This is a genomic window from Castellaniella caeni NBRC 101664, from assembly GCF_001592225.1.
Classification (GTDB): Bacteria; Pseudomonadota; Gammaproteobacteria; order Burkholderiales; family Burkholderiaceae_B; genus Castellaniella; species Castellaniella caeni.
The window spans coordinates 22,698-36,425 of sequence record NZ_BCWN01000007.1 but is presented as its reverse complement, the minus strand read 5'-3'; the positions used below and the strand labels follow the sequence as shown (position 1 = coordinate 36,425).

At 66.0% G+C, this 13,728-nt stretch carries 9 protein-coding genes; 4 read left to right on the top strand and 5 right to left on the bottom strand.

What is annotated here, in order from left to right; translation table 11 throughout:
- Positions 1-8: 8 nt before the first annotated feature.
- The 5 genes from CCA01S_RS06255 to CCA01S_RS06235 are packed head-to-tail and all read right to left on the bottom strand — an operon-like array spanning position 9 to position 6,018.
- Positions 9-659, bottom strand: coding sequence for an SCO family protein (locus CCA01S_RS06255; protein ID WP_066455652.1), 651 nt, complete (start codon positions 657-659; stop codon positions 9-11).
- Positions 660-673: 14 nt separating this feature from the next.
- A complete protein-coding gene (locus tag CCA01S_RS06250) occupies positions 674-2,758 on the bottom strand; it encodes a M3 family metallopeptidase (protein ID WP_066455651.1) in 2,085 nt (694 codons plus the stop codon).
- A gap of 31 nt (positions 2,759-2,789) precedes the next feature.
- On the bottom strand, positions 2,790-3,644 hold the full coding sequence (folD, locus tag CCA01S_RS06245; RefSeq protein ID WP_066455649.1) for a bifunctional methylenetetrahydrofolate dehydrogenase/methenyltetrahydrofolate cyclohydrolase FolD: 855 nt from the start codon (positions 3,642-3,644) through the stop codon (positions 2,790-2,792).
- A gap of 2 nt (positions 3,645-3,646) precedes the next feature.
- Positions 3,647-4,270, bottom strand: coding sequence for a response regulator transcription factor (locus CCA01S_RS06240; RefSeq protein WP_066455646.1), 624 nt, complete (start codon positions 4,268-4,270; stop codon positions 3,647-3,649).
- Positions 4,267-6,018, bottom strand: a complete 1,752-nt coding sequence (locus CCA01S_RS06235; RefSeq protein WP_103035355.1) for a PAS domain-containing sensor histidine kinase — start codon at positions 6,016-6,018, stop codon at positions 4,267-4,269. Before CCA01S_RS06235 ends, CCA01S_RS06240 begins: the two co-directional genes overlap by 4 nt.
- 273 nt (positions 6,019-6,291) lie before the next feature.
- Between CCA01S_RS06235 and aceE the strand changes: the two genes are divergently transcribed.
- The 4 genes from aceE to folC all read left to right on the top strand — a co-directional run bounded on the left by aceE (position 6,292) and on the right by folC (position 13,706).
- Positions 6,292-9,000: a pyruvate dehydrogenase (acetyl-transferring), homodimeric type gene (aceE, locus tag CCA01S_RS06230; RefSeq protein ID WP_066455642.1), complete on the top strand. Its 2,709-nt coding sequence runs from the start codon at positions 6,292-6,294 to the stop codon at positions 8,998-9,000.
- A 14-nt stretch (positions 9,001-9,014) separates the two neighbouring features.
- Positions 9,015-10,370, top strand: coding sequence for a dihydrolipoyllysine-residue acetyltransferase (gene aceF, locus CCA01S_RS06225; RefSeq protein ID WP_066455636.1), 1,356 nt, complete (start codon positions 9,015-9,017; stop codon positions 10,368-10,370).
- A 10-nt stretch (positions 10,371-10,380) separates the two neighbouring features.
- Positions 10,381-12,180 (top strand): dihydrolipoyl dehydrogenase, encoded by a 1,800-nt coding sequence (gene lpdA, locus CCA01S_RS06220; protein WP_066455634.1) that lies wholly within the window; start codon positions 10,381-10,383, stop codon positions 12,178-12,180.
- 113 nt (positions 12,181-12,293) lie between these two features.
- The gene (gene folC, locus CCA01S_RS06215) at positions 12,294-13,706 is read left to right on the top strand and encodes a bifunctional tetrahydrofolate synthase/dihydrofolate synthase (protein WP_066455890.1); all 1,413 of its coding nucleotides are present in this window, start codon (positions 12,294-12,296) and stop codon (positions 13,704-13,706) included.
- The last annotated feature ends 22 nt before the right edge of the window (positions 13,707-13,728 follow it).

Sequence of the window (13,728 nt, the reverse complement as noted above, 5' to 3'; positions counted from 1 at the left end):
CGGGGGGGTTACTGTGCGGCGGGCTTGAGCAGCGGCCGCAGCGCCGCCAGCAATTCTTCTTGCGATTCGCTGTCCGAGGCCAGCCAGACGGCTTTGCCGTGCTGGTCGAAGGCGTAGATGCCGCGGCTGTGCGACACCTCGTAGAAGGCCTTGGGGTCGTTGCTGGCCGGGCGGCCGATCTGGTAGGCCACACGATAGCGCCTGGCAAGCGCCGCGATGGCGGACTCTTTGCCCGTCAGCCCGATGGCATGCGGGTCGAACTGGTCGACGTAATGCTGCAGCACGTCGGGCGTGTCGCGGTGCGGATCGACACTCACGAACAGGATGCGCACCTGGCTGGCCTGTGGCCCGAGCGCCTCGGTCACCTGGGCCAGCTGCGCCATGGTAGTGGGGCAGATGTCCGGGCAGCTGGCGTAGCCAAAGAACATCAGCACCACCTTGCCCGCGAAGGCCTGTTCGGTGACGTTGACGTTGCCCGCGCCTTGCAGGGTGAATTTCAAGTCAGGCAGAAAACCGCGCACTGGATGCACGGCGGCGCTGGCTAGCCCCAGCCCCAACAGCCACAGGGCCAGCAGCGCCGTCAGGCGCTGTCGCCAGCCCCATGGGCGCCTGGTCACACCGTGGCGACGATGCGGCGGGGTGGCGTGGCGCGTGTGCATGGCCGTGGCCCGCGTCAGGCCGACTGAACCAAGCCGCTGTGGCGCAAAAGCGCGTCGAGCGAGGGCGCGCGTCCGCGGAAGGCCTGGAACGATGCGGCGGCGGGGCGTGATCCGCCCACGGCGATGATCTCGTCCAGGTAGCGCTGGCACGTGGCCGGGTCGAAGACGTTGCGTGTGCCGTCGGCATCGGGGTGTGCCTGCTCTTCAAAGGCGGCGAAGGCGTCGGCGGACAAGACCTCGGCCCACTTGTAGCTGTAGTAGCCCGCGCCGTAGCCGCCGGCGAACAGGTGCGAGAAGGCGTGCGGGAAACGGTGCCAGGCGGGCGGAATGAGCAGGGCGACTTCCTGGCGCACCTGATCGAGCGTGTCGAGCACCGCGCTGATGGACAGGCCATGTTGCTGAGTGTGGATGAGCATGTCGAACAAGGCGAATTCCACCTGGCGCAGGGCCTGCAGGCCGCTCTGGAAGTTTTTCGCCGCAATCAGCTTGTCGTACAGGGCGCGCGGCAGCGGCGCGCCGGTGTCCGCGTGGCGCGTGAGCGACTGCAGCACGCCCCATTCCCAGCAGAAGTTTTCCATGAACTGCGAGGGCAGTTCGATGGCGTCCCATTCGACAGCGGCAAAGGCGGCCGCGCCCGGATCGTCCACCCGCGAGAGCAGCGTGTGCATGGCATGGCCACTTTCGTGGAACAGCGTGATGACCTCGTCGTGCGACAACAGGGCTTCGCCGCCGTCGTGCGGCGCGGCGAAGTTGCAGGTGAGCCAGGCCAGCGGGCGGTGCAGGGCGCTGCCGTGGCGGCGGCGGCTGCGTTCGCTGTCCACCCAGGCGCCGCCCTGCTTGCCGGGGCGGGCGTAGAGGTCGATGCCCAGGCGTCCGAGCTCTTCGCCCTGGGCATCGAGCACGCGATAGATGCGTGCGTCCGCGTGCCAGGTGGGGGCGTCGCAGGCTTCGAGGTGCACGCCAAACAGGGTATGGATGACCTGGAACAGCCCCTGGAGCACCTGATGCTCGGTGAAGTAGGGGCGTAGTTCTTCGTCGGAATAGGCGTAGCGCTGCTCACGCAGGCGCTCGGAGGCGTAGGCGACGTCCCAGGGTTCGAGGGTGCCAAGACCCAGTTGTTCGGCGGCGAAGGCGCGCAGTTTGGCGAGGTCGCGCTCGGCGCTGGGGCGCGCCTTGGCGGCCAGCTCGCGCAGGAACTTCAGCACCTGGTCGGTGCTGTCGGCCATACGGGTTTCGAGCTGCAGCGTGGCGAAGTTGGGCTCGCCCAGCAGCGAGGCTTCTTCGGCGCGCAGGGCGAGCAGGGATTCGATGGATTCGGAATTATCGAAGGCGGGGTCGCCCTGGTCGGAGGCGCGGGTGCCGTAGGCGCGGTAGACCGTCTGGCGCAGCTCACGGTCTTGCGCGTGCTGCATGACGGGCAGATAGCAGGGCATGTGCAGCGTGAGTTTCCAGCCGTCTTCACCGGCCTTTTGCGCCAGCTGGCGCGCGCTGGCCTTGACGTTTTCGGGCAACCCTTGCAGCCTGGCCTCGTCGGTGATGAGGAGCGTCCAGCCATCGGTGGCATCGAGCACGTTTTCAGAAAATTTCTGCGACACCTGGGCTTGCAGGTCGGCGTTGCGCGCGAAAGCCTTGCGGGCCTCGCCCTGCAGTTCGACGCCGCTCAGGCGAAAGTCGCGCAAAGCCAGATCGACGATGCGCCGCCGCGTGGCCGACAGCTGTCCGTACAGCGGGCTGTCAGCCAGCGCGCGGTAGCGCGCGTACAGCCCGTGATGCAGCCCCACCCAGGTGGAAAACTCGCTCATGAGCGGCAGGCAGTCGTTGTAGGCGGCCCGCAGCTCGGGGGTGTTGACCACGCCGTTGAGGTGGCCCGCGATGGCCCAGGCGCGGTGCAGGCGCTCGGAGGGGTCTTCGATGGCCTCGACGAGGTTCTCCCAGTCGGGCGCGTCACCGCGGCCCGCGGCTGTCTCGATGGCCTGCCGTGTGGCGGCAATCAGCTCGCGCACGGCGGGCTCGATGTGTCCGGGGCGCACGGCGGCGTAATCAACAGTTGCCTCGGCCGATACGAGGAGGGGGTTTTCGGCAAGGGGTGTCGAGGTCATTGTGGCAGCATGGGGGCGTACGCCCCATTTTTCAAGTGTTCAGGGTGCGTTCTGCCGCTTCGAGGGTGTTGACGAGCAGCATGGCGATGGTCATGGGCCCCACGCCGCCGGGCACCGGTGTGATGGCCGAGGCCACCTGCGCGGCGCCGTCGAATTCGACGTCGCCCGTGAGCTTGCCCGAGGGCAGGCGGTTGATGCCCACGTCGATCACCACGGCGCCCGGCTTGACCATGTCGCCCGTGACGATGCCCGGCTTGCCCGTGGCCACCACCAGCACGTCGGCGCGGCGCGTCTGCGCGCCGAGATCGCGCGTTTTGGAATTGCACAGCGTGACCGTGGCACCCGCGGCCAGCAGCAGCATGGCCATGGGTTTGCCGACGATGTTGCTGGCGCCGACGATGACGGCTTCGGCGCCACGCAGCGCAACCTGCTCGGATTCGAGCATCTTCATGATGCCGTAGGGCGTGCAGGGCCGGAACAGCGGGCGGCCCGTCATGAGCAGGCCGGCGTTGCTGATGTGAAAGCCGTCCACGTCCTTGGTGGCGCTGATGGTCTCGATGACGAGCCCGGCATCGATGTGACCGGGCAGTGGCAGCTGCACCAGGATGCCGTGAATGGCCGGATCCTGGTTGAGCGCCTCGATGAGATCGAGCAGTTCTTCTTCGGGCGTGTCTTCGGCCAGGCGGATTTCGCGCGAGAGCATGCCGGCCTTGTCGCAGGCCGCCGCCTTGTTGCGCACGTAGACCTGCGAGGCCGGGTCTTCGCCGACCAGCACCACGGCCAGCCCCGGCGTGACGCCGTGCTTTTTGAGCGCCTGGACGCGGACGGCGACGTCGTCGCGCACCTGGGCCGACAGGGCCTTGCCATCGATCATGCGGGCCGTCATGGTCAGGCCTCCTCGGTGCGGGTCAGGGCGATCTTCATGAGATCGGCGACTGTGGTGACTTCGAGCTTTTCCATGATGTTGGCGCGGTGCGCCTCGACCGTCTTGATGCTGATGTTCAGATCGCCCGCGATCTGCTTGTTCAGGCGCCCGGCCACGATGCGTTCGAGCACCTGTTGTTCGCGCGCCGTCAGGCGGTTGAGTACGGCCTGCTGGTCGCGATGCGCCTGGGCCTCGTGCACCTTGGCGGTGGCCTGTTCGAGCATGCCGGCGACGATGCGGCGCAGGTCGGCTTCGTTGAACGGCTTCTCGAGGAAATCGACGGCGCCTTTTTTCATGGTGGATACGGCCATGGGCACGTCGCCGTGGCCGGTGATGAAGACGATGGGCAGCGGGGCTTTGCGGGCAATGAGGGTTTCTTGCAGCTCGAGGCCGCTCATGCCGGGCATGCGCACGTCGGCGATCAGCACCGCGACCTGATCGGGGTTGTAGGCGTCGAGGAATTCTTCGGCGCCCGCGAAGCTGCGCACGGCGTACCCATTGGCTTCGAGCAGCCAGCGCAGAGAGTCGCGCACGGCTTCGTCGTCATCGACGATATAGATGATGCTGGGAACTTGCGGATCGGTCATGCTGCTGTTTCCTCCGGGGATGCTTCTGTCTGCAGGTCGCGGGGCGCCTTGGGCAGGGTGAAACGAAAGATGGTGCCGCCGTCGGGGTTGGGGCTGGCCCACAGGCGTCCGTGGTGAGATTCGATGATGGTACGGCAGATATTGAGCCCCATGCCCAGTCCTTCGGATTTTGTGCTGTAGAAGGGTTCGAAGAGGCGCTCGGGGCTGCGCAGGCCGTGGCCGCGGTCGATGACCGCAATCTCCACCTGCGGGTCTTGATCGGTGATGTTGACGTGCAGGCTGCGGTATTCACTGTTTTCCATGGCTTCGACACCGTTTTTCAGCAGATTGAGCAGCACTTGTTCGATGAGGATGGGGTCGGCCAGCACCTGCGGCATGGGATCGGGCAGGCTTTGCACGATCTCGATCTGGCGCTTGCGCGCGTCGATGTCGGCAAAGCCCACGGCGTTTTCGACGATGCGCGTCAGGCCCACGGCCTGGCGGCGCGGTTCGCTGCGTTTGACGAACTCGCGGATGCGGCTGATGATCTTGCCCGCCCGTTCGGCCTGCTGCGAGGCTTTCTCCAGTGCCTGCAGCAAGGATTCGGTGGGCGCCTTGCCCGATTTCACCATGGCCACCGCCGCCATGTTGTAGTTGCTGATGGCCGTGAGCGGCTGGTTGAGTTCGTGCGCCAGGGACGAGGCCATCTCGCCCATGGTGGTCAGGCGGCTGGTGAGCTGGGCCTTTTCCTGCTGTACGCGAGATTCTTCCTCGTGTTTGCGCCGCTCGGTGATGTCGCGCGCCACCTGCAGGCGCACACGGCGCGAGTCCGTCCAGGCCAGCATGCGGTGGTGTACTTCGAACCAGCGTTCGGCGGAAGCCGAGTAGAGCTCCATGGTTTCGTCGGTGAAGCGCCCCAGGCGCCCGCCCAGCAGTTCGGCGTGACCGCCGGTCTGCGCGCCGAACAGGCGCCGGTAGGTGCGGTTGGCAAACAGCAGCTCGAGCCCCTCGGGCGTGTCGGCCACGACGGAGATGGCGTCGTCCAGGCCTTCGAGCACCGTCATGAAGCGCTCGTGGGCGGCGGTCAGGGCCTCGCGGATGCGCTTGGGTTCGGTGATGTCGGTCATCGACGTCATCCAGCCGATCTGCTCGCCGTTGGGGTCGCGCAGCGGCGAGACATACATGCGGGCGGTGAAGCGCGAGCCGTCGCGCCGCTGGGCCTCGATTTCGAGGCCGCTGCTGGGCGTGCGCCCCGAGAGCAGCTGCGCGAGGGTTTCGCGATGGTGGTCATGGCGCCCGGGCAGCCAGTAGGGGAAGGGCGCGGTGCGCCCGATGAGGTCGGCCTCGTTCCAGCCGATCATGCGGCAGAAAGCCGGGTTGACGTAGGCAATGCGCCCCTGCATGTCGAACACCCGCATGCCGGTGGACATGGAGTTTTCCATGGCGCGGCGAAAGCCTGTTTCGGCGATGAGGGCGGCCTCGGCCTGGGTGCGGAAACGCGTATAGCGCCACAGTGCCAGCAGGCTGAAGACGATGACCAGCGACAGGGCGAAGACCACCATCATCAGGCGCTGCTGGCGCGTTTCCTGATCGATGGTGACGAACATGACGCTGTCGCTTTGCAGGCGCTGCAGCCAGACGAAGGCCCCCATCACGCACAGGTACAGTACCAGCACGACGGCGGGTGTAAGCCAGTACAGCCGACGGCTATGGCGGGCGTGCTCATAGAACGTCGTGGGAATGAGGGACTTGCGATTGGGGTATGCCATGGCCATGATGGTCGTGCGATGGAACCCATTTTAGACGCGAAATCACTATTCAATTTTTCACATAATAAAAATTCATACCACGAGGTGAAATTTTGCTTGTGCTAAACCGGGGTCTTTCCTAGAATGGGCGCAGGTGCCGGTTCGGCTGGGTGCGCGTGCGCTCGGGCGGCTGGGCACGCGTGTATCCGGAATCCCCCTCCCGATCCGGTTCAATCCAAGGCAGGCGCGATGTGTGGTCGCGTCCTCGTACCACACCCCAGGAGACACAACGATATGTCCTCTCTTGAACAAGCCAACACCGCTGTGACGGATCCCGATCAGCAGGAAACACAAGAATGGCTCGATGCACTTGAAGCCGTCCTCGATCGCGAAGGGGCCGAACGCGCCCACTTCCTCATCGAAAGCCTGATCGACCTGGCCCGCCGTTCCGGCGCGCACATCCCGTATTCGCTCAACACCGCCTACGTCAACACCATCCCGCCGGGGCTCGAACCGCCGCATCCGGGCAATATGGTGCTCGAAGAGCGCATCCGCTCCTATATCCGCTGGAACGCCATGGCCATGGTGGTCAAGGCCAACAAGCACGAACCGCCCGATGGCGGCAGCCTGGGCGGGCACATTGCCTCGTTCGCATCGCTTGCCACCATGATCGAATGCGGCCAGAACCACTTCTGGCACGCCGAATCGCCCGACCACGGCGGCGACCTGGTGTACTTCCAGGGCCATTCGTCGCCCGGCATGTACTCGCGCGCCTTCCTCGAAGGCCGCCTCACCGAAGAAAACCTCAACTGGTTCCGCCAGGAAGTCGGTGGCAAGGGCAAGGGGCTGTCGTCCTACCCGCACCCCAAGCTCATGCCCAGCTTCTGGCAGTTCTCCACGGTGTCCATGGGCCTTGGCCCCATGATGGCCATCTACCAGGCGCGCTTCCTCAAGTACCTGCAGGCGCGTGGCCTGGCGCACACCGATCAGCGCAAGGTCTGGGTCTTCGTGGGTGACGGCGAGATCGACGAGCCCGAGACCCTGGCCGCCATCGGCCTGGCCGCCCGTGAAAAACTCGACAATCTCATCTTTGTGGTCAACTGCAACCTGCAGCGCCTGGACGGCCCGGTGCGCGGCAACGGCAAGATCATCCAGGAACTCGAAGGCGCCTTCCGCGGCAATGGCTGGAACGTCATCAAGCTCATCTGGGGCGGCTACTGGGATCCGCTCTTTGCGCGCGACAAGGAAGGTATCCTGCGTCGCGTCATGGAAGAGACCGTCGATGGCGAATACCAGGCCTACAAGGCCAACGACGGCAAGTTCGTGCGCGAGAAATTCTTCGGCAAGCACCCCAAGCTGCTCGAAATGGTCAGCCGCATGAGCGACGAAGACGTCTGGCGCCTGAACCGCGGCGGTCACGATCCGCACAAGGTCTACGCCGCGTTTGCTTCGGCGGCCGGTCACAAAGACCAGCCTTCGGTCATTCTCGCCAAGACCATCAAGGGCTACGGCATGGGTCACGTGGGCCAGGCCAAGAACCCCACGCACCAGCAAAAGAAGCTGGACATCGATTCGGTGCGCGAATTCCGCGACCGCTTCAACATTCCCATCCCCGACGACAAGATCGACGACATCCCCTTCTACAAGCCGGCCGAAGATTCGCCCGAGATGAAGTACCTGCACGAGCACCGCAAGGCGCTGGGCGGCTACCTGCCGCACCGCCGCCAGAAGGCGGACGAATCGCTGCCGGTGCCCAGCCTCGACGCCTTCAAGGCCGTGCTCGAGCCCACCGCCGAAGGCCGCGAGATCTCCACCACGCAAGCCTTCGTGCGCGTGCTCAACCAGCTGCTGCGCGACAAGGCGCTGGCGCCGCGCGTGGTGCCCATCCTGGTCGATGAATCGCGCACCTTCGGCATGGAAGGCCTGTTCCGCCAGATCGGCATCTATGCGCCCGAAGGGCAGAAGTACGTGCCGGTGGACAAGGGCCAGGTGATGTACTACCGCGAGGCCGAAAACGGCCAGCTGCTGCAAGAAGGCATCAACGAAGCGGGCGGTTTCTGCTCCTGGGTTGCGGCGGCCACGTCGTACTCGGTCAGCAACACCATCATGATCCCGTTCTTCATCTATTACTCGATGTTCGGCTTCCAGCGCTTTGGCGACCACGCCTGGGCGGCGGGCGACATGCTGGCGCGCGGCTTCGTGCTGGGCGGCACGGCGGGGCGCACCACGCTTAACGGCGAAGGCCTGCAGCACGAAGACGGCCATAGCCACATCCAGGCTTCGCTCATTCCCAACTGCGTGGCCTACGACCCGGCCTTTGCCCACGAGGTGGCGGTCATCATCCGCAGCGGCATCGAGCGCATGATGCACAACCAGGAAGACGTGTTCTTCTACATCACGGTGATGAACGAGAACTACTCGCAGCCGGGCCTGAAGGCGGGCGACGAAGAGGGCATCCTCAAGGGCATGTACAAGCTGCAGTCCAGCGCCAAGGCGGGCAAGGCGCACGTGCAGCTCATGGGCTCGGGCACCATCCTGCGCGAAGTCATCGCCGCGCAAGACCTGCTCGAAAAAGACTGGGGCGTCACGTCCGACGTCTGGAGCGCCACCAGTTTCAGCGAACTGCGCCGCAACGGCCTGGACACCGAGCGCCACAATCTGCTGCACCCCACCGAGCCGGCGCAAGAAGCCTACGTCACCCAGCAGCTCAAGGGCACGCAAGGCCCGATCATCGTCTCCACCGACTACATCAAGGCCTATGGCGACATGATCCGTCCGTTCATTCCCGACGGGCGCCACTTCAAGGTGCTGGGCACGGACGGCTTCGGGCGTTCCGACTATCGCTCCGAACTGCGCAAGCACTTCGAGATCGATCGCCACTTCATCGTGCTGGCCGCCCTGCGCAGCCTGGCCGACGAAGGCACGATCGACATCGCCAAGTGCGCCGAAGCCATCGCCAAGTACGGGATTGACGCCAACAAGGCCAACCCGCATCACGCCTAAGGAGGACGAGGAACATGAGTGCTATCGTGGAAATCAAGGTCCCCGACATCGGCGACTTCGATCAGGTCGACGTCATCGAACTGCTGGTGGCGGTGGGTGACACCATCACCGCCGAACAAAGCCTGATCACCGTCGAATCCGACAAGGCGTCCATGGAAATCCCCGCCTCGCAGGGCGGGGTGGTCAAGGCCATCAAGGTCAAGGTCGGCGACAAGGTCGCCGAGGGTTCGGTGATCCTCGAAGTCGAGGCCGCCGAAGAGGCCGCCGCCGCACCTGCCGCGGAAGCGGCTCCGGCGCCGGCAGCAGCGGCGCCCGCCGCACCCGCGCCCGTCTCAGCCCCTGTTGCTGCGCCGACGCCTGTCGCGGCGCCCGCGCCGGCGTCCGTCGCCGCGCCGGCCCCGGCGCGGGTGTCGCCCACGGCCTCGTACGCCGAAGCCGAGGTGCCGCTGCGCAATCTGCCGCACGCTTCGCCGTCGGTGCGTCACTTTGCCCGCGAGCTGGGGGTCAATCTGGCCCAGGTCACCGGCAGCGGCCCGAAAAACCGCATCACGGCCGACGACGTGCGTGCCTACGTCAAGCAGGCCCTGGCCACGGGCGGCGCAAGCCCGGTCGGCTCCACCTTGCCGGGCGGCGAGGGCTTCAGCGTGCTGGGCTGGCCCAAGGTCGATTTCGCCAAGTTCGGCGAGATCGAAGCCAAGCCGCTGTCGCGCATCAAGAAGATCTCGGGCGCCAACCTGCATCGCAACTGGGTGATGATCCCCCACGTGACGAACAACGAGGTGGCCGACATCACCGAGCTCGAGGCCCTGCGCCAGCAGCTCAACGCCGAGAACAGGAAGTCCGGCCTCAAGGTCACCATGCTCGCCTTCCTCATCAAGGCGGTCGTCGCGGCCCTGAAGAAATTCCCGGAATTCAATGCCTCGCTCGACGGCGACAATCTGGTGCTCAAGCACTACTACCACATCGGCTTTGCCGCCGATACGCCCAATGGGCTGGTAGTGCCGGTCATCCGTGACGCCGACAAGAAAGGCGTGTTCGAGCTGGCCAGCGAGATGTCCGAACTGGCTGCCCAGGCTCGCGAGGGCAAGCTCTCGCCGTCGCAGATGCAAGGCGGCTGCTTCTCGATCTCGTCGCTGGGCGGCATCGGCGGCACCGACTTCACGCCCATCATCAATGCGCCCGAAGTGGCCATCCTGGGTGTCTCGCGTTCGGCCATGCAGCCGGTGTGGGATGGCAAGGCCTTCCAGCCGCGCCTGATGCTGCCCCTGTCCCTGTCCTACGATCACCGCGTGATCGACGGCGCCGCCGCAGCCCGCTTCAACGCCTATCTGGCCGGTCTGCTGGCGGACTTCCGCCGCATCATCCTGTAAGGAGCTTCGCATGAGTCTCAAGGACGTCAATGTTCCGGATATCGGCGATTTCGATCAGGTGGACGTGATCGAAATCCTGGTGGCCGTGGGCGACACCATCGCCGCCGAGCAAAGCCTGATCACCGTCGAGTCCGACAAAGCCTCGATGGAGATCCCGGCCGACCAGGGCGGGGTGGTGAAAGAAATTCTCGTCAAGATCGGCGACAAGGTCTCGCAGGGCACGGCCATTCTGCGCGTCGAGGCGGCCGAGGGCGCGGCAGCGCCCGCCGATGCCGCCCCGGCGGCCAGCGCCAGTCCGGCTGCGGCAGCCGCCCCGGCGGCCAGTCCGGCGCCTGCCGCAGCCCCTGCACCCAGCGCCGTGGCGGCACCCGCCGCCGCCAACTTCACGGGCACGCCCGACGCCGATTGCGACGTGCTGGTGCTGGGCGCCGGTCCCGGCGGCTATTCGGCGGCGTTTCGCGCCGCCGACCTGGGCCTGCGCGTCACGCTCGTCGAGCGCTACGCCACCCTGGGCGGTGTGTGCCTGAACGTGGGTTGCATCCCCTCCAAGGCCTTGCTGCACACCGTGGGCGTGCTCGAAGAGGCCAAGTCCATGGCCGCGCACGGCATCGCCTTTGGCGAGCCCAAGATCGACCTCGATGCCCTGCGCGGCTACAAGGACGGCGTGGTGGGCAAGCTCACGGGCGGCCTGGCGGGCATGGCCAAGGCGCGCAAGGTGACGGTCGTCCAGGGGGTGGGCACCTTTGCCGACCCGCACCACCTGGTCGTCGTCAAGGCCGACGGCGGCAAGACCACCATCAAGTTCGCCTCGGCCATCATCGCCGCGGGCAGCCAATCGGTGAAGCTGCCGTTCCTGCCCGACGATCCCCGCATCGTCGATTCCACCGGGGCTCTGGCGCTGAAATCGGTGCCGCAGCGCATGCTGATCGTGGGCGGCGGCATCATCGGTCTGGAAATGGGCACCGTGTACTCGGCCCTGGGCGCGCGCCTGGACGTCGTCGAAATGCTGCCCACGCTCATGACGGGCGCCGACCGCGACCTCGTCAAGGTCTGGGACAAGATGAACGCACAGCGCTTCGATCACGTCATGCTCAAGACCAAGACGGTGGGCGCCGAGGCCAGGGAAGACGGCATCTGGGTCACCTTCGAGGGCGAAGCCGCCCCCAAAGAACCCCAGCGCTACGACCTGGTGCTGCAGGCCGTGGGCCGCGCGCCCAACGGCAAGAAAATCGGTGCCGAGAACGCCGGGGTCGCCGTCGGCGAACGCGGCTTCATCCCGGTCGACAAGCAGATGCGCACCAACGTGCCGCACATCTACGCCATCGGCGACATCGTCGGCCAGCCCATGCTGGCACACAAGGCGGTGCACGAGGCGCACGTGGCGGCCGAGGCCATCGCCGGGCAGAAGGCCTTCTTCGACGCCCGCGTGATTCCGTCGGTGGCCTACACCGATCCCGAAGTGGCCTGGGTGGGCCTGACCGAAGAGGCAGCCAAGAAAGACGGTATTGCGCTCAAGAAGGGGCTGTTCCCCTGGCAGGCTTCCGGGCGCGCCATCGCCAACGGGCGCGACGAGGGCTTCACCAAGCTCTTGTTCGACGCTGAAACCGGCCGCGTACTGGGTGGCGGCATCGTCGGCACGCACGCGGGCGACCTCATCGGCGAAGTGGCGCTGGCCATCGAGATGGGGGCGGATTCCGTCGATATCGGCAAGACGATCCACCCGCACCCAACCCTGGGCGAGTCGATCGGCATGGCCGCCGAAGTGGCCGATGGCCACTGCACCGACGTGCCTCCGGCGCGCAAGAAGTAAAAAGGTGGCCTTCACGCAGCGCAGCCTGTTTGCAAAGTAGGGGTGCTCGCGTGTGGCCAGACGGCAGGTGCTAATATCGGCACCTGCCGTTTTTCTTTGTGGTTCTCATTCTCATGTCATCGATTGCTCCCGCGCCGGACGCCGGCCTGGCTGACTGGCTCGCCTACCTGGACACCCTGCATCCCAAGCCCATCGATCTCGGGCTCGAGCGTATCCGTACCGTGGCCCAGCGCCTGGACGTGCGCCTGGACTGCGTCAAGATCACGGTGGCCGGCACCAACGGCAAGGGATCCACCTGCGCCATGCTGGAATCCATCCTGCTCGATGCCGGCTACCAGGTGGGGCAGTACACCTCGCCGCACCTGCTGCGCTTCAACGAGCGCATCCGCGTCAACGGCGTCGAGGCCAGCGATGCCGACATCGTCGCCCAGCTGGCGCGCATCGAAGCCGCGCGCGGTGACACCACGCTGACGTACTTCGAGATGACCACGCTGGCCGCCCTGCTGATCTTCCAGGCCGCCCGGCTGGACGTGGTGGTGCTCGAAGTCGGGCTGGGCGGGCGCCTGGACGCCGTCAATCTCATCGACACCGACTGCGCCATCCTCACCAGTGTCGATCTCGACCACATGGCCTACCTGGGCAATACCCGCGAGGCGATCGGCTGGGAAAAGGCGCACATCTTCCGCCCGGGCAAGCCGGCCATCTGCGCGGACCCCGTGCCGCCCCAGACGGTCATCGACTACGCCGCCGAGATCGGTGCCGATCTCTGGCGCTTCGGCACCGATTTCAACTATTCGGGCGACCGCCAGCAGTGGGCTTATGGCGGGCGCTCCCAGCGTCGCAATGCGCTGGGCTATCCCGCGCTGCGCGGGGCCAACCAGCTGCTCAATGCCTCCGCGGCACTGGCGGCACTCGAAAACCTGCGCGACCGTCTGGTGGTGACGCAGCAAAACGTGCGCCAGGGCCTCTTGCACGTCAACCTGCCGGGGCGCATGCAGATTCTGCCGGGCCTGCCCGCGACGATCCTGGACGTGGGCCACAACCCGCACGCGGCGGCGGCGCTGGGCCAGAATCTCGACAGCATGGGGCACTATCCACACACCTACGCGGTGGTGGGCATGCTGCGCGACAAAGATATCGAAACCACGCTGTCGCGCCTGACGCGGCGTGTCGATCGCTGGCTGTGCGCCACCCTGGAGGGGCCGCGCGGCACGACGGCGCAAGAGCTGGCCGAGATCGTGCACCGGATCGCCGGCGACGTGGCGCCCGTCGATCCCTTCATCGCGCAGACCACCGAAGTCACTCGCGCCTCCAGCGCACACAAGCCCGGCGTGCGCGCGGCGCCCCGGCCCGCCGTGGCGCGCCAGGACGTCGAGGTATCGACATTTGACAGTCCGGAACAAGCGTTTGCACAAGCCCGGAAACTGGCGACCGACAATGATAGAATCCTCGTATTCGGGTCGTTTGCAACGGTCGGCCCTGTGCTTGAAGCCCTGCGCCGCGAAGGCCGGGACGTCCTCTCTTGACCGGGCGGGTGCGTCAGCCCGC